We start from the raw sequence: 25,036 nt of genomic DNA, 5'->3' as shown, positions 1-25,036 counted from the left end.
GCCGTCGCTCACTCCTTGACGAGGACGACCTCGTCGAGGGCGATGCGGCTGCGCGGGGCGACCTCGCGCTCGGCGGCCTTCTCGTCGAGCTGTGACGGGTGCGCGACGGTGCCGACTGCCGTGACGGTGTACGGGACGAACCGCTCCGGCAGGTCGAACGCGGTGCGCAGTCCGGCGGCGTCGATGCCCGCCATCTGGTGCACGTGCAGCCCCTCGGCGTGGGCCTGCACCGTCAGGGCGGCGAGCGACTGGCCGAGGTCGTACTGGGCGAAGGGACGCTCGTCGCCGTCGGCGGTCACGGTCTCGAGCACACCGACGACCAGGGCGCTGGCACGGAACGCCCACGCGGCGTTGAAGCCGAGCAGGTTCTCGTTGATCTTCCGGAACGTCTCGGTACCGCGGCGGCCGGCGATGAAACGGCGGGGCTGGAAGTTCATGGCCGACGGTGCCCAGCGAGCTGCCTCGAGGACGGCGTCGAGCTGGTCGTCCGAGATCGTCGCGGTCTCGTCGTACGAGCGGGGGCTCCAGCGCTCCTCGAGCAGCGGCACGAGCGGCTGGCTGGAGTCGGTGGACCGGGTCAGGGTGTCAGCGTTCGTCGAGGTCATGGTGCGCTCAACGGTATTCGATGCGTACGCATTTCCGACCTGAGTGACGTCACATCCCCGCCTCCAGGTGCCAGGATGGAGGGGATGGGTGGCGTGTTGACCGGCTTCGCGATCATCGGCGTGATCATCGCCGGTGGGTACGTCGTCGGACGCATCGGTCTGCTCGGCCCGCACGCACAGTTCGTGATGAGCCGGCTCGCGTTCTTCGTGCTCATGCCGTGCCTGCTGTTCCACACCATCGCGACGGCCGACATCGCGTCGCTGCTGTCGTCGATGCTCTGGGTCTCACTGCTGAGTGCTGCCGTGGTCGCCCTCGCCGCCGCCGTGGTGTTCCGCTTCGTGCTGCGGCGGTCCGTCACCACGACCACCGTCGGAGCGCTGGCCTCGAGCTACGTCAACGCGAACAACATCGGGCTGCCGGTGGCCGTCTACGTGCTGGGGCAGGCGACCGCGGTCGTGCCGGTGATCCTGCTGCAGCTCGTCGTGATGGCCCCGATCGCGCTGACGATCCTCGATGCCGCGACCGCGGGTGGCGGCGGGTGGGGCAGGCGGATCGCCGGGCCGTTCCGGAACCCGATCATCATCGCCTCGCTCGTCGGGCTCGTGTGCTCGGCGACGGGGCTCACCCTGCCCGACCCCGTGCTCGAGCCGTTCTCGCTCGTCGGCGCTGCCGCGGTGCCCGTCGTGCTGCTGTCGTTCGGGATGAGCCTGCACGGTGCGACCCCGCTGCGGGACCCGGCGATCCGGACGGACGTCATCGTGGCGTCGTCGATCAAGCTCGTGGTGATGCCGGCGGTGGCGTTCGTGTTCGCCCGGTTCGTGTTCGGCCTCGGGGACCAGGACGTCTTCGTGCTCACCACGCTCGGCGCCCTGCCCGCGGCGCAGAACGTCTTCAACTACGCGCAGCGCTACGGGGCCGCGGTGCCGGTGGCGCGTGACGTCGTGCTCATCTCGACCCTCGGCTCGGTGCCCGTGCTGGTCGCGATCGCCGCCCTGCTGCACCCGTAGCGCTCGAGACGCCGGCGTGTGGCTTTGCGGAAGACGCCGTCGTGTTGTCGAGACGCCGGCGTGTGGCTTTCCGGAAGACGCCGTCGTGTTGCCGAGACGCCTCGATCTCGCCGAGACGCCGCCGCATTCGGCGGCGTCTCGCGCACTTGCGGGCGTCGTGCGCGCACGCCGGCGTCTTCCGCGCCCTGGACGCGCGGCGGGACGGACGGGAGGCGCGTGGCGGGGCTGCACCGGGCCTCCCGTCCGTCACGTGGTGGCGACCACCGCGGACCGTGCGCAGGAACGGTCGGGTGGCGCCCGCCGACCCGACCGTTCCTGCTCACGAAGTGGGAACAGCGCGCGCGTATGGTGGCGGGCACGCGGGGCGGACCGCCTCGCGACCGATGACCACGACGAGGAGACCTCCGATGGACACGATGGCGATGATGCAGAACATGTCGACGACGGACATGCCCGTGCAGATGGACATGAGCACGATGCAGGACACGATGATGGCGATGAACGCCGCGTCGATGGCCGCGACGATGTGTTCCGCGGCCGACATGCGCATGGGCGGCGACATGGCCACCTGCGCCGCGATGTGCTCGAACACCGCGATGCTCGCCGACACCGGCATGCGGATGATGATGCGTCCGATGGGCATGGACACGGCCGCGATGCAGGCGATGCTCATGGCCGTCGTCGCGATGGGCACCGCGTGCGCCGCCGAGTGCCGCACGCACCAGGACATGGACGAGTCGTGCCGCTACTGCGCGATGGCCTGCGACGAGATGGTGTCGAAGTGCCAGGCGATGCTCGACGCGATGGCCGCGTGAGCCGCTCCGGCTGCGCTACGCGACGCGCGCGGTGGTCTGCCGGCTGCCGGCGCTGAGGATCTCGGCGACCGGGTGGTGGGCGACCGGTTCGCCGACCGACAGGACGCCGTCCGCGTCCGCCACCCGCAGCTGGGTGATGCTCCCGTCGAGGAACAGCACCACGGCGTCGGCTGCGCGGGTCTCGACGACGATGCCGTCGCGCCACGCAGCGGGGGCCGCGGTCGCCATGAGGCGCTGGATGGGAAGGATCGTCGTGCGTGACATGGCTTCACCTGCTCTCGAAGGGGTTCGGTGCAGGAAACCTACGTCGACGTGACGGTCCTCGGCGCGACGGCGGACGCCGGGCGTAACAGAGCGGGTGCCGACGTTCCGGCCTGGTGCCCCGGCTCCGCTCAGAAGATCATCGGGCGGTCGTCGTCGAGCGACGTGTCCAGGTCGAGGTCCACCACCACGGGCACATGGTCGCTCGGGGCGTCGCCCTTCCGCTCGTTCCGGTGGATCGACGCGTCGGTGACGACGTCGGCGAAGGCTTGCGAGCCGAGCACGAAGTCGATGCGCATGCCCTCGTCGCGCGGGAACCGCAGCTGCTTGTAGTCCCAGTAGGTGTACCCGTCGGGCACGATCGGGCGGACGACGTCCTGCAGCCCCCGGGCCTCGAACTCGCGGAACGCTGCCCGCTCGGGCTCGCTGACGTGCGTGGACCCTTCGAACACCCGCAGGTCCCAGACGTCCTGGTCGAGCGGTGCGACGTTCCAGTCGCCCATCAGCGCGAGCGGGGTCTCCGGCGACGCCTCGATCCACTCCGACGTGCGGTCGGCCAGCTGCGCGAGCCAGTCGAGCTTGTACGTGTAGTGCGGGTCGCCGAGCTCACGGCCGTTCGGCACGTAGAGGCTCCAGAGCCGCACGCCGTCGACCGTGACGCCGATCGCGCGGGCCTCGACCGGCAGGTCCGGCCCCTCGTGGCCCTTCAGGAACCCGGGCTGGCCCGGGAAGTCGCGGGTGACGTCCTCCAGCGGCAGACGGCTGGCGAACGCGACGCCGTTCCACTGGTTCAGGCCGTGGGCCTCGACGTGGTAGCCCGCAGCCTCGAACTGCTCGACCGGGAACTGCTCCGGCTTGCACTTGATCTCCTGCATACCGAGGACGTCGACGTCCTCACGCACCAGCCAGTCGACGATCCGACCCACTCGGGTGCGGACGGAGTTCACGTTCCAGGTCGCCACGCGCATGGAACAAGAACCTACCGGTGCCGACTGACGACGAGGTCGGCACGTGCATCGTCTGTGCGGCGTCCGGCACGATGGTGTTCGCTGGAGGCCAGCAATCGACCGCACGGAGGCAGCAATGGCATCGACGACGAACCGCGTCGACGGGACCCCGACCGGGGCCACGCTCGGCGCCGGGGCAGGCAACACCCAGCCCGCAGGCACCACCACGACGCAGGTCACCGCCAAGGGCAAGACCATCATCGACGACACGGTCGTCGCGAAGGTCGCGGGCATCGCCGCTCGCGACGTGCCGGGCGTCTTCGCGCTCGGCGGCAACGCCTCGCGCGCGTTCGGCGCCATCCGCGACGCCATCGGCTCGAGCGCGCTCGGCCAGGGCGTCCGCGTCGAGGTCGGCGAGACCCAGGTGGCGGTCGACCTGACGATCGTCGTCGACTACCCGACGCCGATGATGGAGGTCGCCTCCGCGGTCCGCGCCGCCGTCACGAACGCCGTGACCGAACTCGTCGGCCTCGAGGTCACCGAGGTCAACATCGCCATCAACGACGTGAACATCCCGGCCCTCAACGGCGTCGCGGACGAGCTCGACACCCGGGACGGTCGGGTCCGTTGAACGCCACCGTCGTCGGGATGGGCGTCGGTGCCCTGCTCGCGATCGTCGCCGTGACGCTCGGGTTCTGGGCGTTCGTCGTGGTCGCCGTCTGCATGGCGCTCGGCGCACTGGTCGCACGCATCGTCACCGGCGACGTCGACTTCCGTCGCCTGCTCGACGTGCTGCGCGGACGCCGGAGCTCGTCGTGAGCGACGCCGCCGTCGCCACGACCGGCGACCGCGGCGTCCGGGTCCCCGGTTCCGGTCCTGGCGCTGCTCCCGTCGGTGTCCGGGTCCCCGGCTCCGACAGGATCGGAGCCCACGCGCTGGTGCGGACCGCGCAGGCGGTCGCCGCCGAAGCGCTGCGCGTTGCCGCCCGGGAGGTCCGTGCCCGCGTCGCCGACGACGGCCGCGGTGCGCTGGCGGTCGAGATCACGGCCCCGCTCGCCCTGCCGGTGCTGGGCGCGCACGCACTCCCCGACGAACCGGTCGTCGCCACGGCGCACCGGGCTCGCGGCACGATCGCCGAGCGCTTCCGGACCATCACCGGCCGACAGGTTGCCCGCGTGACGGTGACGTTCGCGTCGTCGGTGGTGGACACCCCGCGGAGGGTCCGGTGACCGCAGCACCCACGGTCGGCCGCCCCGATCCGGTCGTCCCCGCCGGTCCGTCGCGCGACGACCACGCCCCGACGTACCGGCGTCTGCTGCGTCGCGAGACCCACGTCTCCCGCTCCGGTGCCGTCGTCGTCGCGATGCTCATCGCCCTGGTGCTCGCCGCCGCTGCGGTCTTCGCCGGGGCGCTCGTCCTGCTCGACCAGAACGTGCTCGGTGTCGACCCCCGTGCCGTGGTCGACGCCGCCCTCGCCGCGCCGGACGGCCTCGACACGACGATCGTGATCGGTGTCGGCGCCGTCGTCGCCCTGATCGGCCTGGTGCTCCTGCTGCAGGGGATCCTGCCGCAGCGGCGCCCACGCCACACGATGTCGTCCGACCGGCTCGCCGTGGTCGTCGACGACGAGGTCCTGGCCTCCGCCGCGGCCCGCGCCGCCCGATCCGCGACCCGTCTGGGCGCCGACGCCGCCGTGGGCACAGTCGGCCGTCGCACGGTCGACGTCGTGCTCCGGCCCGCAGCCGGGGTGGACGTCCCCGCGGTGGCCGCGACCGAGGCCGTCGAGCGGGAGTTCGCCGCGATCGACGCGCAGCCGGCCCTCGCCGCGCGCGTCCGGGTGCAGCCGACGGGGCGGGTGGACGGATGAACGCCACGAACCGCGCACTCGGACGCACGGCACTGATCGTGCTCGGGCTCGTCCTGCTCGTCGCCGGGGTCGCCGCGATTCTGGTGCAGACCGCCCAGAGGTTGCCCCTTGTCGCATCGTGGTGGCGCGTGGTCGGCGATGCCCTCGCCGGACTCGGCACCGGAGCGTCGCGTGACGACTCGGTGTTCGCGTGGACCTGCGTGCTCGGCGGTGGTGTCGTGCTCGGCGTGCTCGCACTCGTGGTGCTGACGACGCTCGGCGGTGGTCGCGAGAGCACCGTGGTGGACAGCGACGGCTCAGCGGACGGCGTCGCCGGTTCGGTGCGCATCGAGTCCACCGCCGTGCAGCACGCGCTCTCCTCGGCCATCGGGGACCTGCCCCAGGTCGGCTCGCTCGCCGTCGACGTCTACCGGGTCCGTGGCGGTCGGGCGATCCGGGTGCGGGTCCGTCCGCGGCGGGGAGCCGCGCCGCGGGAGATCACCGAACGGGTCGAGGCCGTCGTCGCCGACCTGGACGCCCTGCTCGGCGAACGCCTGCCGGTGCTGCTCGAGATCGCCCGTGGCGGTTCGGGGTCGTCCCGCCCGGACCGCGTGCACTGAGCGTCGCCGTGGTGCGCTCGATCGGTGGACTGCCCCGGCCGGGCGAGACCGTCCCGGTGCCGCACGTCGTCGCCCAGGCGGCCCGAGGGCGTGAGGTCGCGCTCGTCTGGCACAACCAGATCGGCGGGACGACGTTCCGCATCGGACCGGACGCGCACGCCGAGGAGTTCGTGAAGGTCTTGCCGCACGCCTACGGTTCGTGGGTCGGCGGCGAGGCCGCGCGGCTGACGTGGGCGTCCCGGTACGCCCGGGTGCCGGAGGTGCTCGACCACGACACCGACGAGGACGGCGTCTGGCTGCACACCCGCGCGGTGCCCGGCTGGAGCGCCGTCGACCCGCGTTGGCACGACGAACCCCGGACGGCGGTGGTCGCGGTGGGGGAGGGCCTGCGCGCGCTGCACGACGCCCTGCCGGTCGACGACTGCCCGTTCACGTGGTCCACGGTGGACCGGCTCGATCGCGCGCGTGCGGCCGACACCGACGCCGACCGGGGGCCGGGCTCGCTCGGTCCGGAGCCGCCGACCGACCGGATCGTCGTCTGTCACGGCGACCCGTGCACGCCGAACACGCTCATCGGTGCGGACCGGCGGTGGAGCGGGCACGTCGACCTGGATGCGATGGGCGTCGCTGATCGCTGGGCCGACATCGCGGTGGCGACGATGGCGCTCGGCTGGAACTACGGACCCGGGTGGGAGCCGCTGTTCCACCGGGCGTACGGGCTGCCGGACGACCCGGAGCGCACCGCGTGGTACCGGGCGCTGTGGAACACCGACGTGGACGACGTGGGGCCTGCCGCGGGCTGAGCCGGAGGCGGGCTGGTCCGCTAGAAGGCGACGCCGCGCGCGGACATGAACGGAACCGGGTCGGTGGTGGCGCCGTTGATGTGCACCTCGACGTGGCTGTGGCAGCCGGTCGATGCCCCGGTGGAGCCGACGAGTGCGATGAGCTGCCCCGCGGAGACCTGTTGTCCGGTGGCGACCCGGAAGCCGCCGTCGACGATGTGGCCGTACGCGGTCTGCACGCCGCCGCCGTGGTTGATGCGGACGTAGTTGCCGTACCCGCCGTACCAGCCGACGTAGTCGACGGTGCCGGCCGACGCCGCGACGATGGGGGTGTAGCAGCCGCTCGCCAGGTCGGTGCCCTCGTGCATGGTCACGACGCCGGTGATCGGGTGCACGCGGTACCCGTAGGGGCTGATGACGTAGCCGCTGGCGGGGCGGACCCAGCCGGTCCCCGAGCCCGCGCCGACGGAACCGCCGCCGCCCGAACCGCTGCTGCCGGTCGAGCCGCCGCCTGACGGAGCGCCCCCGCCGGAGTTCGCGGCAGCCTGTGCGGCGGCCGCTCGCTGCGCGGCTGCTGCGCGCTCTGCAGCTTCGCGTGCCGCCTTCTCTTCCGCCGCCTTGCGGATGCGCTCACCCTTGGCGAACTCGGCTTCGGTCCGGACCCGGCCCGAGGTCAGCGTCGCGAGCTGGGCGTCGAGTCGTGCCTTGTTCGACTGCTGCTCGTCGTAGGCGGCCTGCACGGCGTCGGACGCCGTCTGGGCTTCCTGCATGCGGTCTTCTGCTTCGGCGGCGAGGTCGCCGAGTGCTTCGGCGGCGCGGTCTGCCTGCGCTTCGAGCGAGCTGGCGACGGCGGCGTCGGAGCTCGCGGCGGCCTGCACACGCTCGGCCTGCTCGGAGAGCTTGCTCAGTGCGCCGAGGTTGTAGAGGAGGTCGCTGGCGTCCTTGCCCTGGGTGATCACCGAGGTGGTGACGTCGGCACCACCGGAGCGGGACATCTGTGCGGCGAACTGGCCGGCCTGCGCGGCGCTCTGGTCGGCGACCTCCGCGTGCTCCTTCGCGTCGGCGCGGAGCTGCTGTTCCTTCTCGGCGGCGGTCTGGGCCTTGCGCTGCGCCTTGTAGAACACGTCACCGAGCTTCTGCGCCTTCGCCTCGGCAGCCTCGACCTTGGCGTCGAGTTCGCTGATGATGCCCCGGATCTCGGTGATCTGCCCCTGCTTCGCGGATTCCTTGCCACGGGCGGACTTCACTTCGTCCCACGTGGGGTAGGTCACCGCCTGGGCTGCCGGGGCATCGACCACGACCGTGCCGACGAGGCCCGCGAGCGCCAGGCCGGTGACGGCGAGGCGCAGGCGCACGGGGACACGGGGGACGCGGAGGCGTGAGGGGCGAGACATCGAGCACGAGCCTATACATCCGTACAGCGAGCATCGGACGGCAACGCGCCGCTGTGGACAACTTCAGCAGCGGATCAGAAGCCGCGCTCGCGGCGGATGACGTCGGCGCTCCCGACGACGTCGCGCCGCAGGAGGGCCTGCCCCGCGGTGCCGGCGTAGTCGTAGACGTCGAAGCCGGTGCAGTGGGTGATCGTCGCCGGCGGGCCGAGGGAGTCCTCGACCGCGGTGGTCCAGAGGTCGTGCGACCCGACCACCACGAAGCTCGGGTCGGCTCCGCGGTACGCCCCGAGGTCGACGAGCCACGGGTACGTCTCGAAGGTGTCGCGGACCTGCAGCAGCTCGAGGTTCGTCGACGCGTAGGTGGCGAGGGGACGGACGGTCCAGAACTGTCCGACGCCGGTGACCTGGCGTCCGTGCGCCCAACGGTCGAGGCACGCCGCCGCCGGGTACCGGGCGGTCGCCACGGCGTGGGCGGTCCCGGGGGTCACCGCGACGCCCACCGCGAGCACGGCGGCCATCGCGACCGCGACCCCCGCTCGGACGCCCCGGTGCGGACGGTGGACCCGTGTCCGGCGCACCGCGGTGCGGGTGAGTTCGGCCACGGCGACGAGTGCGAGCAGCGGTGCGGTCACGATCGGCTGCAGGTAGCGCGGGGTCTCGGACCCGGCGACGACGACCCCGACGGACACCGCGACGACGGTCACCAGGGGGAGCAGCGTCGCGACCAGCACGGTGCGGGCGGTGCGGACCCGCCAGGCCCAGACCGTGCCGCCGACGGTGACGAGCACGCCGGCGAACAGCAGCAGCAGGCCGACGTCGCCCGGTGCCGTGCCCGCCCGGTCGTCGGTCAGTGCCGCGAAGAACCGCAGCGTCTCACCGGCCCGCGACGGCTGCACGTACGTCGCGGGGTCGAGGGAGACGAACGGCCGCAGCGGGATCCGCACCAGGTACCCGACGACCGAGCCGATGGTGACGGCACCGGACAGCAGCGCCGCCGGACGCCACGGCACCCGGCGCGCCAGCACCAGGAGCCCGAGCGTGACGACGACCGGAGCGGCGGACCACGGCACGTACAGCGGGTTCGACGCCGTCGTGCACGCGGCGACGAGTCCGAGCACCACGAGCAGCAGCACCGACGCCCGGCCGAGCCGCACCGCCCGCAGCACGAGGATCGCGGTGCCGAGCATCGCCAGCACGGCACCGTAGTAGTAGGTCGTCGTGAGCAGCAGCGACGCCAGCTCGAGCGAGGTCGCCGTCGCCGACGACTCGGTCAGCACCAGCAGGGTGACGAGGCCGAGCGCCCCGGCCGACACCGCGATCCGGGCGGGGCGCCCGGCGGACGGCATCAGTTCGTTCGCGGCCGCACGCACCAGCGCGTAGACGGCGAGGAGCACGAGCACCCCGTTCAACGCCAGGGCCTGCTGCGGCGTCGCGGTCACCAGCGCGCTGAACAGGTACGCGGGCAGCTCCGGGAAGAAGAACAGCGCGGGCGACATCGCCCACTCGAACGGCTGCCCGGCCTGCAGCGAACGCTCGACGAGCGGCAGCAGCACCGAGTCGCCGTCGTACCAGAGCAACGCCACCCGTTCCGTCGCGACGACGTGGCGCAGGGCGATGACGGCCAGGGCCAGCGCGACCAGGCCGCCAAGGGCCTCCCGTCCGATCGTGACGGCCACGGCACCGGGCCGGCGGCCGGCGGCCGGAGCCGGCTCCACGGCGGCGCGACGCGGTGCACGGGACATGCCCCGGAGCGTACCGACGCTGCCTCGGTGCCAGCACGCACAGACGCTCAGGCTGGGGGAGCGCGCTGCGGGCCCGACCGGCTACCCTTGTGCGCTGTGACCGACGCGCGCGAACAGTTGATCCAGTACATCTCCTCCGAAGCGGTGTTCCACGGCGACTTCACCCTGACCAGCGGGAAGAAGGCGACGTACTACATCGACCTGCGGAAGGTCAGCCTGGACCACCGCGTCGCGCCGCTGATCGGACAGGTCATGACCGAGCTCGTGCAGCAGGTGCCGGACGTCTCCGCCGTCGGCGGGCTCACCATGGGCGCCGATCCCATCGCCAGCGCCGTCCTGCACCAGGCCGCCGCCCAGGGACTGACCTACGACGCCTTCGTCGTCCGCAAGGAACCGAAGGACCACGGCCGCGGCAAGCAGGTCGAGGGCCCGGACCTGCAGGGCAAGCGCGTCGTCGTGCTCGAGGACACCTCCACCACCGGTGGCTCGCCGCTCAAGGCGGCCGAGGCACTCGAGCGTGAGGGCGCGATCATCGCCGCCGTCGCGGTCGTCGTCGACCGGGACACCGGCGCCAAGGAGACGATCGAAGCGGCTGGCTACCCGTACTTCGCAGCCATCGGGTTGGCTGATCTGGGGCTGACCGCGTGACCGAGGAGCGTCCGGACGACGCACGCGAACCCGACGGCACCGCCGGCCCGGCAGACGGGGACGACGGCCAGGAGGCTCGGCGTGCGTCCGGATCGGACGCTCCGTTCCACGGTCTCCGCAGCGCTGCGGACATCTTCGGGGCGCCGCGGGGCGAGGAGGACTGGCCGTCGCGCCGGGAGCGTCGCGAGGCCGAGCGCACCGCGCGTGAGACGGGCGCACCGCTTCCCGAGCCGTTCGTGCCCGAGCCCGAAGATGCTGCGCCTGCGCCTGCGCCTGCGCCTGCTCCTGCTGCTGCTGCTGCTCCTGCTGCGCCGGACGACTCGACCCAGGCCATCTCGATGCCCGCCGAGCTGCTCGCGCCGTCGGAGAACCCTGACGCCGCCGTCGAGCACGAGCGCTCCACGCTCCACGACCGGATCCCGGCCGCCGCGGACGTCCCCCCGGACTCCACCGCACCGCACCCGTCGTCGATCGTGCTGCCGACGGCCCAGGCCCACCGCGACGAACGTGCCGCCGCGTCCAAGGCGATCGAGGACGAGCGTCGCCGCGTCGACCCGTTCGGCGAGGGCCGTGCCGACGTCGACTGGCTCGGCCGTGCGACGGGATCGCACCCGGAGCCCGTGGCGCCCGCTGCGCCGCAGCCCCTCGGCGTCGAGAACGTGCTGCCCCCGACCGAGGAGCCGCCGACCTTCACCGACCTGTTGCGCATCACGAGCACCGGGCCGGTCCCCACGCAGACCGGCGCCCACGACCGGCCGTTCGACTGGGCGATCGGCGACGACGACGAGCCCGGCGAGGTCCCGGCGACGCTGACCACCGACTCGTTCGACACCACCGCACTGTCCGCAGGGTCCTGGTCGCTCGCCGACGAGTTCGACGACGAGGACGAGGTCGTGGCCGGCGAGGTCGACACCCCGGCCGCCGGGCTGCCCCAGGCGCCGCGCACCTACCCGGTGCCGCCGGCCGTGCCGGTGCCGCCGGCTGTGCCCGCTGCCGGTGCCACCGCTGCCGGCGCAGGTGCCGCCGCCGCTGCTGCTGCCGGCGCCGCTTCGCCGGACACGAGCGACCCCGCGGACCCGACCGAGGCAGTGGACGCGCCCCGTGCGTCCACCGGAGCCGACGAAGCGGAGGCGACCGAGGGCCTCCGATCTGACGCCCCGACCACCGCGATCCCGGCAGCCGGGACGCCCTGGTGGTCCGAGCCCGACGCGACCGTGCCGCCGACCGCTGCGCCGCCGCTCGTGGAGCCGACCGCGGGTGCCCAGGAGTACCCGGCACACCTGCCGCCGTCGGTCGGACAAGACCTCGACGCCGTGCTCGGACTGGGCCGGACCGAGACCGGTCCTCAGCCGGAGTCGCTGCCCGCCGCCGCGCCGGACGACCTGGACCAGTCCGAGTGGGACGGCCGCGAGACCAGCGACACGAGCGCCATCAAGGACCTGTTCGGCACCGAGGCCGTCGGGCAGCTCGGCGACACCGGCTACGACCCCGAGGACACCGGCACGCGGATGATGCCCGCGGCTGCCGTGCCCACTGCTGCTGCTGCGCCGGCTGCGGCCCGCCCTGCTGCTGGTGCTGGTGTCGGCCGGTCCGCGGCTGGTCCGGACCGACAGCCCGGCGAACGCGACAACTTCATCAACGAGGGCTTCGCGCGGCTGCGGAGCGAGGGCAAGCGCGGCAAGCAGCTGCTGATCTACGGGTCGATCGCCCTGATCCTCGTGCTCATCGTGCTGGTCTTCCTGCTGTCGAAGTGGATCCTCGGCAACAACATCGCCGACCAGGCCGTCCCGACGAAGTCGCCCTCGGCTGCGTCCTCGGCATCGGCGGCCCCGACCGCCGCTCCCTCGACCGCGCAGTCGAGCGAGGCCACCGCACCCGCCGCCGCGCTGCAGTTCGCGACGACCCCTGCCCTGCCCGGTGAGCACCCGTGGACCGACCTGGCCGGGGGGGAGTGCCTGTCCCCGTTCACGAACGCGTGGTCGCAGACCTTCACGGTGGTGGACTGCGCGACGCCGCACATCGGGCAGCTGACCGCACGCCTCGCCGTCGAGGGTGACACCTACCCCGGTGCCGAGGCCCTTGCGACCCAGGCGGCCGACCAGTGCCAGTCCGACACGGCCCTGAACGCCTCGGCCGCGGCTGCCGTGGGCGACGTGCAGGTTCAGGGTTCCTACGCGCCGGACCAGGCGACGTGGGACCAGGGTGACCGGTTCATCGCGTGCTTCGTGACGCGGTCGTCGGGGCAGCCGCTGACCGGGTCGCTGGCTCCGGGGGCGTAGGGGCGCGGGGCGGGGCGCCCCGTTCTGCGACGATGCACCCCGTGATCGACGGGTGCTCTGTCGGAACATGCACGCGCAGCGGATGCGTGCGCAACGAACGACATCCCACCCGTCGAACGACGAGTGGGATGTCGGAACATGCACGCGCCTCCTTTGGCGCGCGGGCGTCAGGCGCTCGCGGGCACCTTCGCCGACACGTCGGACAGCGTCTGCAGCTCGTCGGCGGAGAGCTCGAGCTCCGCCGAGGCCAGCAGCGCCGGCAGCTGCTCGGTGTTCCGGGCGCTCGCGATCGGCGCGACGACGTCGGGCTGCGCCTGCAACCAGGCGAGTGCGACCGTGGCGATCTCGGAACCGTGCGCGTCGGCGATCGAGGACAGCGCGTCCACGACGGCGAGCCCTTCGTCGGTGAAGTAGCCGGACACCTGGCCCTCGCGGTCCTTGCCGGCGAAGTCGTCCTTCGTGCGGTACTTGCCGGTCAGGAACCCCGCGGCGAGCGAGAAGTACGGCACGACGCCGAGCCCGTGCTCGTGGGCGAGCGGTGCGATGTCGGACTCGTACGGCTGGCGGGTGACCAGGTTGTAGTGCGGCTGGATCGCGACGGGCTGGGCGAGGCCGTTCTCCGTCGCTATGCGGATCCACTCCGCGGCGCGGTCCTTCGAGTAGTTCGAGATCGCGGTGTACCGGACCAGACCGTCCTGCACGAGCTGGTCGAAGGCACGGACGGTCTCCTCGAGCGGGGTCGACTGGTCGTCGAAGTGCGCGTAGTACAGGTCGATCCGGTCGGTGCCGAGGCGCTCGAGGCTGGCGCGGGCAGCGGCGGCGACGGTGTCGGCGCCCAGTCCCTGGAACTCCGGGTGCTGCGAACCCTTGGTGGCGATGACGACGTCGTCCCGCTTGCCCGAGGCCCGGAGCCAGGAACCGATCACGCGCTCGGACTCGCCACCCGAGTTGCCCGGCGCCCATGCGGAGTAGACGTCGGCGGTGTCGATGAAGTCGCCGCCGGCAGCGGTGTAGGCGTCGAGGACCTGGTGCGAGGTCGACTCGTCCGCCGTCCACCCGAAGACGTTGCCGCCGAGGGCGAGTGGGAACACGTGCAGGTCACTGGTACCGATGCGGGGCATGCGGAGGTCCTTTCGTGATCGGAGGTGCGGTGGGAGCGAACCGCACGTCTCCCGACGCTATGCCCCGATGCTTGACACGGCCCCGGCGCGAGGGGCTTCGATGGAGGGATGACCACGCTCACCGATGCCCTCACCGACCCGCGATCCTCTGCCCGGTTGCAGGCCGTGATGGCCGCGGGCACCACCCCGGACCCGTCGGACCTCGAGGTGCTCGTCGCGCAGTGCGCCGTGGAGCCGGACTTCTTCGTCCGCGACATGCTGACGTGGGCACTGACCCGACACCGGGCCGAGGACGTCGTGGCCCGGGTGCTGCCCGAACTCGAGCGCCCCGAGCCGCAGGCCCGCAGCCAGGCGCTGCACACCCTGTCGAAGATCGGTGACCCGGACGCCTGGCCGGCGGTGCGCCCGCTGCTCGGGGACCAGGACGACGAGGTGCTCCGAGCCGCCTGGCGCACTGCGGTCGCCCTGGTCCCCGACGACGAGCGGGCGTCGCTCGCGCGGACCCTCGCGGTGCAGCTCGGCGTCGGCGACCGGGATCGTCGGCTCAGCCTGTCGCGTGCGCTGGTGGGACTCGGCGAGGACACCGTCGCGCCGGTGCTGGCAGCGGCTGCCGACCGGGGCTCCGACGTCGTCCGGGAGCACGTGCGTGAGACCGAACGCCTGCTGCACGACCCCGGCGCCGCCTCCGAGTACGCGCTCGAACGGGCTCGGCGCGAGGTCGCCCTCGGCCGGACGCGTTCCGTCAAGGGGTAGGGCCGGCGGGCGCGCCCGGCCGGGCGCGCCGAGTGGTCGCGGACTGTCGGTTGTGGGGGTGTCGGGCGACGGATGGTGACCGGTCGGCGGACGTGAGCGGGGTGTCGTGACCGGCGGGGGCGCCGGACGGGAGGCGCGTGGCGGTCGCGCGCTGAGCCTCCCGTCCGTCGCCACGCGCGTTCGCGGGCCGCGGTGCGGTCGCGACACCCCGTGCGCTGGACGCCGAGCGGTCGCGAATCGTCGGTTGCGGGGCTGTCGGACGACAGTTCGTGACCGCTCGGCGGACGTGAGCGGGGTGTCGCGACCAGCCGACCAGCCGACCGGCCGACCGGCCGACCAGCCGCGACCAGCCGGCCAGCGCCCGCAGCGCGGTCAGTCGCCGTCGGGCGCCAGCCAGATGGACGCGGCGGCGGCGGCCGGCAGGTCGACGAGGGACTCCGAACCGTCGGTCGAGCGTCGTGACACCGCGATGACGCCGGCGTAGTCGCGCACCCGCTCCACCCGCAGGTGCGTGCCCAGCCGCACCCCGAGCTCGTCGAAGTACCGCAGCAGCGACGGGTCGTCGTCCGAGACCCGGTCGACCGTGCCGCACGCACCGGGCTCGATCGCGCCGAGGAGCGTGCCGGGGGAGTCCGGCACGATGCCGTCCGCGCCGGGGATCGGGTCACCGTGGGGGTCGTGCGTCGGGTGCCCGAGGTCGGCGTCGACACGGTCCAGGAACCGCTCCGAGACCGCATGTTCGAGCGCCTCGGCCTCGGTGTGGACCTCGTCCCACGAGTAGCCGAGCCGCCGCACCAGGAACGTCTCGATCAGCCGGTGCCGGCGGACCATCGCCACCGCGACCTGCTGGCCCAGGGGCGTGAGGACGACGCCGTAGTACGGGGTGTGCTCGATCAGGCCGTCACGGTCGAGCTTCTTGAGGTTGCCCGAGACCGTCGACGCCGACACCTTCAGCGACGCGGCGATGTCCCGCGTCGCCAGCCCGGGCCCGCCGCGCTCGCTGGCCTTCCAGATGAGCTTGACGTAGTCCTCTGCCATCGTGGACAGGGAGGGCAGGCGCATACCGCCAATCGTACGTCCCGCCTGGTACAACCGGGAGGTGACCACGACCACCCCCACCCGAGCCCGCCGCCGTCGCTGGCCGGTGCCCACGTCGCTGCTGCTCGGGCTCGCGCCGCTCGTGGTGTTCGCCGCGATCAGCGCCTGGCGCTCGCGGCCGAGTGACGACTACGCGACCCTCGCGCAGACCGTCGACAGCGTCGTGCACGCCCTGGTCATCCCCGAGGGCATCGCCGTCGCCGCGCTCGCCGTGTTCGTCACGGCGCTCGGCTGGTGGCGGATCGCCACGGTCGACCCGGTCCGGACGCGGGTGCGGTGGACGATGCTCGCGCCGATCCTCGTGCTGGTGGTGTGCGTCGTGCGGCTGCCCCTGATCGACTGGACGGCGCTGCCGGCGCACTACTTCCTGCTGCTCGCCGTCGGGGTGCTGTTCGTCGGGGTGTTCGAGGAGCTGATGGCCCGCGGGACCCTGCTCGTCGGGCTGCGCCGCCGCCTGCCCGAGATGGGTGTCTGGGCGCTGTCGTGTGTGCTGTTCGGGCTGCTGCACCTGCTCAACGCGCTCGCCGGGGCGGGCATCGGACCGACGCTGATCCAGGTCGTGTTCGCGGCGTCGTTCGGGTCGACGCTGTACGTCGCGCGTCGGCTGACCGGGTCCCTGCTCGCACCGGTGCTGCTGCACGCCTTCTGGGACTTCGGGTCGATCGGGTTCTCGGCGACCGCGGACACGGGCGACTTCGGGAAGCTGACCCTGCTCGGCCTGATCGGGCTGTTCTCGTTCGGGGTGCTCGCGTTCGGCATCGTGGCGGGCGGGGTCGTCGCCTGGTACGACGACCGACCGCGGCGGCTGGCGAAGCGGTGGCGGACGGTACCGCCCATGGGGGCGGTCGTGGTGCCGGGAGGCGAGCCGCGCCTCCAGGCCGACGTGGTCTGAGGGAACGGACGCGACGGGCGCGGGGCGACCCCGCGCGGACGCGACGGTGCCCCGGAACGCAGCACGCTCCGGGGCACCGGTCTGTCGAGTCAGTCGGCCCGACACGTCGTGTCAGTCGGCCCGACGCGTCGTGTCAGTCGGCCCGACGGCGGAGCTGGCGACGGCGGATGACGACCAGCGCGGTGCCGGACATCAGGAACACGATCGCGGCGATCGTGACCCCGGTGAGCTGCGCACCGGTGAAGGCCAGGCGCGTCGCGGACGGGTCGGTCGCGGACGGGTCGGCGGCGACGGTCTGCCCCGCGGCCCCGGCTCCTGCTGAGGCACTCGAGACCGGCGCTGCCCCGCTCCCCGTGCCCGTGCCCGTGCCCGCACCCGTGCTCGAGCCGCTGCCGGTCCCACCAGCGGAACCGGTGCTCGCGCCCGTACCGCTGCCGGAGCCCGTGTGCGGCTTCGCCGTGGGCTTCGGGGTCGGCTTCGGCGTGACGGCCGTCGACACGATCCGCGAGACCGCACCCGTCTTGGTGTTCAGGAGCACCTCGCGGTGCTGCGGGTGCGTGAAGTCGAACATGCCCCGGAGGGACCCGGCACGAGCATCGAACGACTGGTCACCGATCCGGCCCGTCGACCAGTTGTCCTCGATGAACTTCGTGGTCGAGGTCTGCTCGATGGCGGTGTGGTCGACGTGGTCCTGCTTGGCGAACGGCGAGATGACCAGGTACGGCAGCCGCTGCGAGGGGCCGCAGCGGTCGAGGTACCCACCGGCGACACCGACCTTGGTCGCGGCCGTGGTGCAGACCGTGGTGTCGTTCGAGGAGTCCGTCGAGCCGTTCAGGATCGTCGGCGCGACGTGGTCGTACCAGCCGTCCGAGTCGTCGTAGTTGATGACGATGGCCGTGCTCGACCACTCCGGCGACCGCTCGATCTCGTTGATCTTCGACGTCAGGAACTTCTGCTCGTCGAGCGGGTCGGAGTACGCGGCGTGGCCGTCCTGGGCCTCGGGTGCCTTGAGGAAGGACACGGCGGGCATCCGGTGCTCGGCGAGGGCCGTGTCGAACGCGGACAGGTCGTACTGGTGGTTCGCCCGGTCGGTGGAGCCGATCATGCGGTCGCTCGTCGGTGCCAGGTGGTGCGGGTTCGACGTCGACGCGTAGTACGCGAACGGGTTGTGGTGCGGCGAGTAGTCGTTGCTGACCGAGCCGCCGACGTTCGTCGTGGTGGCGTCGCACTTGGCGAGCGTGCCGGTGCCCGCGTAGGCCGTCGTCGGGGTGAAGCCGCCCTGGAACCAGCCCCAGGTGACGCCCTTCGCGTTGAGCAGGTCGCCGATGTTCTTGCCCGACATCTTCACCAGGTTCGACGTCGACGTGTGGTCCTTGTCGGAGCAGTCGTCGTAGGCGGGGTCCGGGTCGGCGGTGACGGTGCCCTGGCCCGCGGCGTCCTTCGCGACGACGGCGGTCGAGGTCGGCACCGCGGCACCGGTGACCGAGTCCACGCCGGTGCCGCCGTGGGTGTTGCCGCTGATCAGGTTGAGCGCCCCGGGGGTGGAGGGGCCGAAGCCGGTGTCCCAGGCGTTGTCGCTCATCGCGTAGTTCTGGGCGTAGTTCCACAGCCCGGTCGTGGTGTTGCCGTCGTAGTAGTCCATCGTCAGGCCCGGCGAGCCGTACAGCCCGGTGCAGGTGTCCACCGAGGTGCTCTCGACGAACTTGTCCATGGCACCGCCGTCGACGGCCTTCTGCTCGGGCAGGTAGTTGTGGTTCTGGTCGCAGGTGAGCGCCTGGGCGGGCGTCAGCCGTGACGGGGCGTAGGCGTTCGGGTTCTTCGTCAGGGTGCCGGAGGACGCGAGCGTGTTCACCTTCGGGGTGCTCCGTGCGGCGGTGAAGCGGGTGCCGTCGGTGTTCGCGGCCTTCGGGTAGGTGCCGAAGTAGTGGTCGAACGACACGTTCTCGTCGTACATGACGACGACGTGCTTGATCGGGGTGGTGGTCCTGAGGGAGTTGTCCGCGGCGGACGCCGACTGCGGGATGGCGAGGGCCGTCCCGGCGACGGACGCCAGGGCCATGATGGCGAGCGCGCCCTGTTGGACGCGTCGTTCGGAAGGTCGGAACACGTGGAACCTCTCACTGGTCGGGACGGTGGGGTGGTGGGGGAGCGGTGGGGCCCGGCGGGCGGGCGGGTCCGGGCGGGTCCGTGCGGGCGGGGCCGTGCGGGCGACGGCCCGGGCTCGGATGTGCGAGCGTCGGCCCGGCTAGGTCCGTGCGAGCAGTCGACGGCCCAGCCAGTCGTCCGCGTGGCGGACCCCGGGCAGGGCGAAGAAGTAGCCGCCGCCGACCGGTGACACGTAGTCGACCAGGGGCTCGTCGACCAGGCGCTTCTGCACGGCGACGAACTGCCGTTCCAGGTCGGCCTGGAAGCACGCGAACAACAGGCCCATGTCGAGGTCGCCGTTCGTGTCGGTGCCGTTGTCGTAGTTGTACGGACGACGGAGCATCTGCTGCGCACGCGCCTCGGCGGTGCGCGGGTTCGCCAACCGGATGTGTGCGTCCATCTGGATGACGTCGCCGGTCGGGTCGTCCTGGTACCGGGGGTCGTCGAACTCGCCGCTGCGGGTGAGCGGGGCACCGGAGTCGCGGTGCCGGCCGATCATGTTCTCCTGCTCGTGCAGCGAGACGCGGTCCCAGAACTCGACGAACATCCGGATGGTCCGCACGACGTGGTAGCTGCCTCCGGTGACCCAGTCGGGTTCGCCGTCCTGTCCGCCGCGGGTCCAGACCAGGTCGTCCATCAGGCTGCGGTCCGCGGTGGAGGGGTTGCCGGTGCCGTCCTTGAACCCGAGCAGGTTGCGCGGGGTGCCGGAGGGGCGCGGCGGGGACGCGAAACCGTCCTGGCGCCAGCGCACCTGCATGCCGCCGCGGGTGGCCCGGGCGATGTCGCGGACGGCGTGCAGGACGGTGTCGGTGTTGTGCGCGCACACCTGCAGCAGCAGGTCGCCGTCCGAGATCGACCGGTCGAGGTCGTCGTTCGGGAAGTCCTCCATCGTCCGCAACCGCGCCGGGCGCTGCCCCGACAGGCCGTACCGGTGGTCGAAGAGCGAGGCGCCGACGCTCGCCGTCACGGTGAGCCCGTCGGCCGCGACCTGCGGTCCGAGCACGCCGGAGTCGGCCGGCGGCGCGGTGATCCCGACGTCGGCAGGCGTGCCGCCGCGGGTCAGGAACCGGGCCCGCTCGGTGATCGTCCGGAGCAGGTCGGCGAGGTCCCCGCGGTCGGCCGCGGTCACGTCGAACGCCAGGAACGCCGACTGTCGCTGTGCGGGTGTGGTGATCCCGGCCTGGTGCGCGCCGTGGAACGCGTACGAGGCGTCGGCACCGCCGGTGGTCGCGGCGGCTGCCTGGAGGCCCGTCCCACGCCCGGCGGTCAGGCTCGCTGCCGCCGCGGCGGCTCCGGCACCTGCCCCGGCCGCGCTGGTCAGGAACGCGCGGCGTCCGACCCCGCGGGTGGGGCCGGGCTGCTGCTGGTCGTCCGGTGCGCCGGCGGGACACACACTGCCGTCGGCGGAGAGCCCGAGGCGGGCGTGCGCCTCGGCCATCCGGCGGTACGTCGCCGCGTCCATCCCGCGTGGGCGCTGCTGGCTCCGGGGGCCCGCCGGGCCCGGGCGCTGCGGTCGTTCGGTCACGAGGTCCTCCTCGGGTCGCAGATGGCGGCGACGGGCGCGAGCTGTTCGAGCGCAGCGTCGAGGTCGGCGTCCAGGTGCTCGCGGGCGGTGCGGTCGAGACCGTCGAGGGTGTCCCAGCTGCCGTCGGTCCGTCGGTGTGACTCGACGTCGGCGCGCAGGGTCGCCAGCGCACGGTCGGTGGCCCGGAGGCCCGGGTAGCGGGTCCGCAGGATCGACCGGAGCGGCTCGAGCGCGTGCTCCGTCCCGCTGATGTTCGCGTCGATCGTCGCCAGTGCCGTGTGGCTGCCGGCGTCGGTGGCCCCGGTCGCCTCGAAGCGGAGCGCGTTCTCGAGGATCTCGTGCGAGCGCAGGCCGATGTCGAGCGGGTCGACCCGCTGGGTGGGGAACGTCCGGCGCAGGTGTTCGACGGCGGCGACCAGGGCGTCTGCGGGGGCGACGGCGCGGCTGCTGGGCACTCCGGACCACAGCAGCGCCTCGAGGCGGTGGAAGCCGGTCAGGTGCGGGTCGTCGAGTGCGGTCCGTCCGGCGGCCGGGAGCCCGTCGATCGCGGTGTCGTCGTCCCCGAACGCGCCGTAGGCGGCTCCGAGCTGCTCGTACTCGCGGTGACCGACCAGCCAGTCCCGTCGTGCGGCCCGGACGTCACCCGTCCGGACGTCGGAGTCCAGTGCACGCACGTCGGCGAGCAGCGTCGGCAGGCGGCTCTCGATCCAGTCGCCGTACGACTTGGCGGCGGGGATCAGGGCGTCGCGGGTGACCGGGACGATCCCGGGGGTCTCGTCGCTGACGTGCGTGGCGCCGCGCAGGTGGACGACGGCCCCGGTGCCGGGGTTCGCGTCGGCGGGCAGGCAACGGAACCGGTACTGGCCGCGCGGGAGTCGGACGCCGTAGTCGTGCGTGGCACCCGCTCCCAGCCCCTCCGCGTCGAGGTAGACCGCGCCGTTCGTGGGGTCGACCAGCTGCACCTCGATCCCGGCGACGGAGGTGTTGTGGATCCGGAACGTCTGGGGGCCGGCGAGGGCGCGGTCCGGACTCGCGGGCCACCCCGTTCCGCAGGCGTCGGTACCGGCCTGCACGGTGACCGCGCTCGTGTGCGGCGACGTCGGAGGGACCAGGTGCGGGGCGACGATGGCGGTCCCCACGAGTGCTCCGAGTGCGCCGACGACCACCGCCGTCGTGGCACGAACCGACATCGGCACCGATGACCCCATCCTGTAGCAATTCACAGAAAACCCTGGTCAGAGCCGCTTTCAGCTCGACCAGGGCAACCCTAGGGTCGCTCCCGGGGCAGTTTTCCCGTCGTTCACCGCGGAACGGTTCTGTTCACCCGATCGTCATGCGGGCCGCGCCGCGCCGCACGGTGCGGGGTGCGCGCCCCCGTGCGAGCTTGACGGCTGGGTGCGGCGCTGCAGGCTCGCACGGAACCACCAACCCGGCACCAGCTGCCCAACCCCGCACCGTGCGCCGCCGCCAACCTCGCGCCCGGCCGCGGCACCAGCTGCTCAACCTCGCACGGTGCGCCGCCGCCAACCTCGCGCCCGCTCTGTCTCGCCGGGCTCGGCACGGTGCAGGTTCGTACATGCGGTGCGAGCTTGACGGCTGGGTGCGGCGCTGCAGGCTTGCACCGAACCAGCACCGCGGCACCAGCTGCCCAACCTCGCACCGTGCGCCGCCGCCAACCTCGCGCCCGCTCGGTCTCGCCGGGCCTCGCACGGTGCGGGTTCGTACATGCGGTGCGAGCTTGACGGCTGGGTGCGGTGCCACAGGCTCGCACCGAACCAGCACCGCGGCGCCCGCTGCTCAACCTCGCACGGTGCGCCGCCGCCAACCTCGCGCCCGCTCTGTCTCGCCGGGCTCGGCACGGTGCGGGTTCGTTCATGCGGTGCGAGCTTGACGGCTGGGTGCGGTGCCACAGGCTCGCACGGAACCACCAACCCGGCGCCCGCTGCTCAACCTCGCACGGTGCGCCGCCGCCAACCTCGCGCCCGCTCGGTCTCGCCGGGCCTCGCACGGTGCGGGTTCGTTCATGCCGTGCGAGCTTGACGGCTGGGTGCGGCGCTGCAGGCTCGCACGGAACCAGCACCGCGGCACCAGCTGCTCAACCTCGCACCGTGCGCCGCCGCCAACCTCGCGCCCGCTCGGTCTCGCCGGGCTCGGCACGGTGCAGGTTCGTTCATGCGGTGCGAGCTTGACGGCTGGGTGCGGCGCTGCAGGCTCGCACGGAACCACCAACCCGGCGCCCGCTGCCCAACTCCGCACTGTGCGCCGCTGCCGCCCACCGAGCGCCGCCACCCACCCCGCGTGCGACCTCGCCACCCCCCCCCCCCCCGCGGCGCAGGCTGCACTCCGAAAGCGGCCCGGGGTGCATGGGCCGCTAGGGTTCCACCATGAGCATGCAGCCGACCGGTGGGGCGCCGGCGCCGAGCCCCGTACTCGTCTCGATCGGATCCGTGGGGGTGACGCAGGACCGCATCGTCACGCCGAGCGGGACCTGGCCGGCCGCGCAGGTGAACATCACCGCGCAGGACCAGTCGTCGTCGACGTCGCACATCCCGACGTGGGCGATCGTGATGACCGTCATCACGGTGTGGTTCTTCCTGCTCGGACTCCTGTTCCTGCTCGCGAAGGAGCGACGGACGCAGGGCAACGTCTCCGTGTCGATCTGGGCCGCGAACGGCCAGTCGCACACCGAGTTCGTGCAGGTCTTCTCCGAGGAACAGCGCGTCGACGTGTTCAACCGGGTCTCCTACGCGCAGAACATCATCGGTCAGGCGCGCTGGCGCGAGTCGGCTGCCGGCAACTGACCGGCCACCGGCGCACTGCCGACGGCCCGACGCCGGTGGGTCGTCAGGGCTAGAGCTCGACCTCGAACGGCTCGGTGCGCACGAGTTCGTGCACGCCGGAGATGACCTCGCTCGGACGGAACGGGTACCGGTCGATCTCGGCCTGGTCGCTGATCCCCGTCATCACGAGCACGGTGTGCAGCCCCGCCTCGATGCCGGCCTGCACGTCGGTGTCCATCCGGTCGCCGATCATGCCGGTGTTCTCGGAGTGCGCGCCGATCCGGTTCATCGCCGACCGGAACATCATCGGGTTCGGCTTGCCCACCACGTAGGGCTGCTTGCCGGTCGCCTTCTCGATCATGGCCGCGATGGCGCCGGTGGCCGGCAGGACGCCCTCGGCGCTCGGGCCGGTGGCGTCGGGGTTCGTCACGATGAACCGTGCGCCGTCGCGGATGAGCCGCACGGCCTTCGTGATCGCCTCGAACGAGTAGTTGCGGGTCTCGCCGACGACGACGTAGTCGGGAGCGGTCTCGGTCATGATGAACCCGGCCTCGTGCAGGGCGGTCGTCATGCCGGCCTCGCCGATCACGAACGCGGACCCGCCCGGCATCTGCGACTTGCAGAAGTCGGCCGTCGCGAGCGCACTCGTCCAGATCCGCTCTTCGGGCACGTGCAGGCCGGAGCCCCGCAGCCGGGCGCTCAGGTCGCGCGGCGTGAAGATCGAGTTGTTCGTCAGCACGAGGAACTCGGTGCCGTCGTCGAGCCACTGCTGGATGAGCTCCGGCGCGCCGGGGAGCGCCTGGTTCTCGTGGACGAGCACGCCGTCCATGTCGGTCAGCCAGCACTCGACGTCGTCTCGGGTCGCCATGCGCCTCACCCTACTGCGCGGGGGTTCAGGTCCGGCTCGCGTCGGCTCGTGGTCGGCTCGGAAAGGGCCGGGAGGCCCGGGGCGGCTCTTGCGCGCTGCTGCCAGACCCGAGATGGTCGAGACACCGAACCGCGGTCGGGTTTGCCCTACGCTTTTCGGGACACGTACCGAATCAAGGAGGCCCCCTCGTGCTCGTCGAACCCGGAACCCCGTCCACCGCGCCCCGACCCACCCCGGTGTCGGAGACGGAGCTCGAGGTGACGCCGCGACGACGCCGAGGCCGCCCGAACGTGCTCTCCCGCGAGCAGGTGATCGACGCCGCCACGACCATCGCGAACGAGGACGGCCTCGACCGGCTGTCCTTCCGTGCGTTGGGCGTCCGGCTCGGCGTCGCCCCGATGACCGTGCACCGGACCATCGGCGGCCTGGACGACCTGCACGCCGAACTCGTCCGCCGCACGGTCGACGAGTTCACCGCCACCTTCGTCTGGCCCGACGAGTGGCACGCCGTCGTCCGCACCTTCGCCACGACGTTCCGCGACCTGATGCGCACCCACCCGCTCGTGCTCGAGTCGCACAGCCAGCGGGCCCCGCTCGCCTCGACCGAGTCGGACGCCGTCGTGGCGAAGGTCGTCGGCGCCCTGCAGGACGCCGGGCTGCCGCCGGCCGAGGCGATGTACGCCTTCTTCGTCGTGTACGACTTCGTGGTCGGGCACGCCGGGGTGCAGGTCGGACGCGGGGACTCCGAGGCCGGCCGACCCGAGCGGCACCGCCTGGTGGGCGAGATCCTCGGCGAGCACTCCTACGACGACCGGTTCGCGCTCGGCCTCGACATCCTGATCGCCGGCATCGAGGCGCGCATCGCCCGCACCGCCTGAGCCGGCGGCGCCCGACCCCGCGCCCGGCC

General features: G+C 72.6%; 25 protein-coding genes. 14 read left to right on the top strand and 11 right to left on the bottom strand.

The genetic code is table 11. The annotated features are described in order from the left end of the window. Positions 1–8 precede the first annotated feature (8 nt). The gene (locus tag ITJ50_RS09460; RefSeq protein WP_017886351.1) at positions 9–605 is read right to left on the bottom strand and encodes a nitroreductase family protein; all 597 of its coding nucleotides are present in this window, start codon (positions 603–605) and stop codon (positions 9–11) included. Between the two features lie 84 nt (positions 606–689). Between ITJ50_RS09460 and ITJ50_RS09455 the strand changes: the two genes are divergently transcribed. Continuing rightward, a complete protein-coding gene (locus tag ITJ50_RS09455) occupies positions 690–1,613 on the top strand; it encodes an AEC family transporter (protein ID WP_017886350.1) in 924 nt (307 codons plus the stop codon). A 407-nt stretch (positions 1,614–2,020) separates the two neighbouring features. Beyond that, on the top strand, positions 2,021–2,428 hold the full coding sequence (locus ITJ50_RS09450; protein WP_071250534.1) for an aldehyde dehydrogenase: 408 nt from the start codon (positions 2,021–2,023) through the stop codon (positions 2,426–2,428). Positions 2,429–2,443: 15 nt separating this feature from the next. On the opposite strand, the gene ITJ50_RS09445 is transcribed toward ITJ50_RS09450, so the two are convergent. Then, a complete protein-coding gene (locus ITJ50_RS09445) occupies positions 2,444–2,692 on the bottom strand; it encodes a hypothetical protein (protein ID WP_056069500.1) in 249 nt (82 codons plus the stop codon). Positions 2,693–2,820: 128 nt separating this feature from the next. Continuing rightward, a complete protein-coding gene (locus ITJ50_RS09440; protein ID WP_017886347.1) occupies positions 2,821–3,657 on the bottom strand; it encodes an exodeoxyribonuclease III in 837 nt (278 codons plus the stop codon). Between the two features lie 115 nt (positions 3,658–3,772). On the opposite strand from ITJ50_RS09440, the gene ITJ50_RS09435 reads away from it, so the two are divergent. From ITJ50_RS09435 to ITJ50_RS09410, 6 genes are read left to right on the top strand one after another with little or no spacing between them, the layout of a single operon-like run. Then, positions 3,773–4,267 carry an Asp23/Gls24 family envelope stress response protein gene (locus ITJ50_RS09435; protein WP_140448277.1) on the top strand — a complete coding sequence of 165 codons (495 nt, stop codon included), beginning with the start codon at positions 3,773–3,775 and terminating at the stop codon, positions 4,265–4,267. Further along, complete coding sequence (locus ITJ50_RS09430; RefSeq protein ID WP_017886345.1) at positions 4,264–4,455, top strand: DUF2273 domain-containing protein; 192 nt, start codon at positions 4,264–4,266, stop codon at positions 4,453–4,455. The genes ITJ50_RS09435 and ITJ50_RS09430 overlap by 4 nt, the downstream gene beginning before the upstream one ends. Further along, the gene (locus tag ITJ50_RS09425) at positions 4,452–4,865 is read left to right on the top strand and encodes a hypothetical protein (protein WP_159557232.1); all 414 of its coding nucleotides are present in this window, start codon (positions 4,452–4,454) and stop codon (positions 4,863–4,865) included. The genes ITJ50_RS09430 and ITJ50_RS09425 overlap by 4 nt, the downstream gene beginning before the upstream one ends. Beyond that, complete coding sequence (locus tag ITJ50_RS09420; protein ID WP_017886343.1) at positions 4,862–5,503, top strand: hypothetical protein; 642 nt, start codon at positions 4,862–4,864, stop codon at positions 5,501–5,503. The genes ITJ50_RS09425 and ITJ50_RS09420 overlap by 4 nt, the downstream gene beginning before the upstream one ends. Continuing rightward, positions 5,500–6,102: a hypothetical protein gene (locus ITJ50_RS09415; RefSeq protein WP_071250526.1), complete on the top strand. Its 603-nt coding sequence runs from the start codon at positions 5,500–5,502 to the stop codon at positions 6,100–6,102. Before ITJ50_RS09420 ends, ITJ50_RS09415 begins: the two co-directional genes overlap by 4 nt. An 8-nt stretch (positions 6,103–6,110) precedes the next feature. Then, positions 6,111–6,905 carry an aminoglycoside 3'-phosphotransferase gene (locus ITJ50_RS09410; protein ID WP_263137099.1) on the top strand — a complete coding sequence of 265 codons (795 nt, stop codon included), beginning with the start codon at positions 6,111–6,113 and terminating at the stop codon, positions 6,903–6,905. Positions 6,906–6,925: 20 nt separating this feature from the next. Here the strand turns inward: ITJ50_RS09410 and ITJ50_RS09405 are convergent, their stop codons facing one another. After that, positions 6,926–8,278 carry a M23 family metallopeptidase gene (locus ITJ50_RS09405; RefSeq protein ID WP_083389219.1) on the bottom strand — a complete coding sequence of 451 codons (1,353 nt, stop codon included), beginning with the start codon at positions 8,276–8,278 and terminating at the stop codon, positions 6,926–6,928. 74 nt (positions 8,279–8,352) lie between these two features. Further along, positions 8,353–10,020, bottom strand: coding sequence for a hypothetical protein (locus ITJ50_RS09400; protein ID WP_042538728.1), 1,668 nt, complete (start codon positions 10,018–10,020; stop codon positions 8,353–8,355). Between the two features lie 96 nt (positions 10,021–10,116). Here ITJ50_RS09400 and pyrE point away from each other — a divergent pair, with 96 nt between their 5' ends. Both pyrE and ITJ50_RS17875 read left to right on the top strand, forming a co-directional pair. Further along, positions 10,117–10,668, top strand: a complete 552-nt coding sequence (gene pyrE / locus ITJ50_RS09395; protein WP_017886338.1) for an orotate phosphoribosyltransferase — start codon at positions 10,117–10,119, stop codon at positions 10,666–10,668. Next, positions 10,665–12,947 carry a septum formation family protein gene (locus ITJ50_RS17875; protein WP_194590373.1) on the top strand — a complete coding sequence of 761 codons (2,283 nt, stop codon included), beginning with the start codon at positions 10,665–10,667 and terminating at the stop codon, positions 12,945–12,947. The genes pyrE and ITJ50_RS17875 overlap by 4 nt, the downstream gene beginning before the upstream one ends. Positions 12,948–13,114: 167 nt before the next feature. Here ITJ50_RS17875 and ITJ50_RS09385 read toward each other — a convergent pair whose 3' ends face one another. After that, positions 13,115–14,068 carry an aldo/keto reductase gene (locus ITJ50_RS09385; protein ID WP_140448283.1) on the bottom strand — a complete coding sequence of 318 codons (954 nt, stop codon included), beginning with the start codon at positions 14,066–14,068 and terminating at the stop codon, positions 13,115–13,117. A gap of 108 nt (positions 14,069–14,176) precedes the next feature. On the opposite strand from ITJ50_RS09385, the gene ITJ50_RS09380 reads away from it, so the two are divergent. Then, positions 14,177–14,821, top strand: a complete 645-nt coding sequence (locus ITJ50_RS09380; RefSeq protein WP_194590372.1) for a HEAT repeat domain-containing protein — start codon at positions 14,177–14,179, stop codon at positions 14,819–14,821. Positions 14,822–15,193: 372 nt separating this feature from the next. Here ITJ50_RS09380 and ITJ50_RS09375 read toward each other — a convergent pair whose 3' ends face one another. Further along, positions 15,194–15,883 carry a metal-dependent transcriptional regulator gene (locus ITJ50_RS09375; protein ID WP_017886335.1) on the bottom strand — a complete coding sequence of 230 codons (690 nt, stop codon included), beginning with the start codon at positions 15,881–15,883 and terminating at the stop codon, positions 15,194–15,196. A 37-nt stretch (positions 15,884–15,920) separates the two neighbouring features. Here ITJ50_RS09375 and ITJ50_RS09370 point away from each other — a divergent pair, with 37 nt between their 5' ends. After that, the gene (locus ITJ50_RS09370; protein ID WP_194590371.1) at positions 15,921–16,811 is read left to right on the top strand and encodes a CPBP family intramembrane glutamic endopeptidase; all 891 of its coding nucleotides are present in this window, start codon (positions 15,921–15,923) and stop codon (positions 16,809–16,811) included. 133 nt (positions 16,812–16,944) lie between these two features. Here ITJ50_RS09370 and ITJ50_RS09365 read toward each other — a convergent pair whose 3' ends face one another. The 3 genes from ITJ50_RS09365 to ITJ50_RS09355 form a co-directional block, all read right to left on the bottom strand. Then, on the bottom strand, positions 16,945–18,918 hold the full coding sequence (locus ITJ50_RS09365; protein WP_416354615.1) for a phospholipase C: 1,974 nt from the start codon (positions 18,916–18,918) through the stop codon (positions 16,945–16,947). Positions 18,919–19,056: 138 nt separating this feature from the next. Next, entirely contained in the window at positions 19,057–20,481 is a 1,425-nt protein-coding gene (gene efeB, locus ITJ50_RS09360; protein WP_323749898.1) for an iron uptake transporter deferrochelatase/peroxidase subunit, read from the bottom strand. Further along, positions 20,478–21,671, bottom strand: coding sequence for an EfeM/EfeO family lipoprotein (locus ITJ50_RS09355; protein ID WP_194590436.1), 1,194 nt, complete (start codon positions 21,669–21,671; stop codon positions 20,478–20,480). Before ITJ50_RS09355 ends, efeB begins: the two co-directional genes overlap by 4 nt. Before the next feature lie 1,194 nt (positions 21,672–22,865). Between ITJ50_RS09355 and ITJ50_RS09350 the strand changes: the two genes are divergently transcribed. After that, positions 22,866–23,282: a hypothetical protein gene (locus tag ITJ50_RS09350; RefSeq protein ID WP_042539144.1), complete on the top strand. Its 417-nt coding sequence runs from the start codon at positions 22,866–22,868 to the stop codon at positions 23,280–23,282. 49 nt (positions 23,283–23,331) lie between these two features. Here the strand turns inward: ITJ50_RS09350 and ITJ50_RS09345 are convergent, their stop codons facing one another. Next, the gene (locus ITJ50_RS09345) at positions 23,332–24,129 is read right to left on the bottom strand and encodes an HAD-IIA family hydrolase (protein ID WP_017886329.1); all 798 of its coding nucleotides are present in this window, start codon (positions 24,127–24,129) and stop codon (positions 23,332–23,334) included. Between the two features lie 188 nt (positions 24,130–24,317). On the opposite strand from ITJ50_RS09345, the gene ITJ50_RS09340 reads away from it, so the two are divergent. Further along, positions 24,318–25,007: a TetR/AcrR family transcriptional regulator C-terminal domain-containing protein gene (locus ITJ50_RS09340; protein WP_017886328.1), complete on the top strand. Its 690-nt coding sequence runs from the start codon at positions 24,318–24,320 to the stop codon at positions 25,005–25,007. The last annotated feature ends 29 nt before the right edge of the window (positions 25,008–25,036 follow it).

The sequence above is a fragment of the Curtobacterium sp. VKM Ac-2889 genome, from assembly GCF_015350855.1.
GTDB classification, from domain to species: domain Bacteria; phylum Actinomycetota; class Actinomycetes; order Actinomycetales; family Microbacteriaceae; genus Curtobacterium; species Curtobacterium poinsettiae.
The sequence above is the reverse complement of the archived record's forward strand: the minus strand, read 5'-3'. Positions and strand labels throughout refer to the sequence as shown.

What these genes read in the sequence shown, in the direction of transcription:
- ITJ50_RS09460 (WP_017886351.1), bottom strand. Translation starts at nt 605, where the DNA reads ATGACCTCGACGAACGCTGACACCCTGACCCGGTCCACCGACTCCAGC.
- ITJ50_RS09455 (WP_017886350.1), top strand. Translation starts at nt 690, where the DNA reads ATGGGTGGCGTGTTGACCGGCTTCGCGATCATCGGCGTGATCATCGCC.
- ITJ50_RS09450 (WP_071250534.1), top strand. Translation starts at nt 2,021, where the DNA reads ATGGACACGATGGCGATGATGCAGAACATGTCGACGACGGACATGCCC.
- ITJ50_RS09445 (WP_056069500.1), bottom strand. Translation starts at nt 2,692, where the DNA reads ATGTCACGCACGACGATCCTTCCCATCCAGCGCCTCATGGCGACCGCG.
- ITJ50_RS09440 (WP_017886347.1), bottom strand. Translation starts at nt 3,657, where the DNA reads ATGCGCGTGGCGACCTGGAACGTGAACTCCGTCCGCACCCGAGTGGGT.
- ITJ50_RS09435 (WP_140448277.1), top strand. Translation starts at nt 3,773, where the DNA reads ATGGCATCGACGACGAACCGCGTCGACGGGACCCCGACCGGGGCCACG.
- ITJ50_RS09415 (WP_071250526.1), top strand. Translation starts at nt 5,500, where the DNA reads ATGAACGCCACGAACCGCGCACTCGGACGCACGGCACTGATCGTGCTC.
- ITJ50_RS09405 (WP_083389219.1), bottom strand. Translation starts at nt 8,278, where the DNA reads ATGTCTCGCCCCTCACGCCTCCGCGTCCCCCGTGTCCCCGTGCGCCTG.
- ITJ50_RS09400 (WP_042538728.1), bottom strand. Translation starts at nt 10,020, where the DNA reads ATGTCCCGTGCACCGCGTCGCGCCGCCGTGGAGCCGGCTCCGGCCGCC.
- ITJ50_RS09385 (WP_140448283.1), bottom strand. Translation starts at nt 14,068, where the DNA reads ATGCCCCGCATCGGTACCAGTGACCTGCACGTGTTCCCACTCGCCCTC.
- ITJ50_RS09380 (WP_194590372.1), top strand. Translation starts at nt 14,177, where the DNA reads ATGACCACGCTCACCGATGCCCTCACCGACCCGCGATCCTCTGCCCGG.
- ITJ50_RS09375 (WP_017886335.1), bottom strand. Translation starts at nt 15,883, where the DNA reads ATGCGCCTGCCCTCCCTGTCCACGATGGCAGAGGACTACGTCAAGCTC.
- ITJ50_RS09355 (WP_194590436.1), bottom strand. Translation starts at nt 21,671, where the DNA reads ATGTCGGTTCGTGCCACGACGGCGGTGGTCGTCGGCGCACTCGGAGCA.
- ITJ50_RS09350 (WP_042539144.1), top strand. Translation starts at nt 22,866, where the DNA reads ATGAGCATGCAGCCGACCGGTGGGGCGCCGGCGCCGAGCCCCGTACTC.
- ITJ50_RS09345 (WP_017886329.1), bottom strand. Translation starts at nt 24,129, where the DNA reads ATGGCGACCCGAGACGACGTCGAGTGCTGGCTGACCGACATGGACGGC.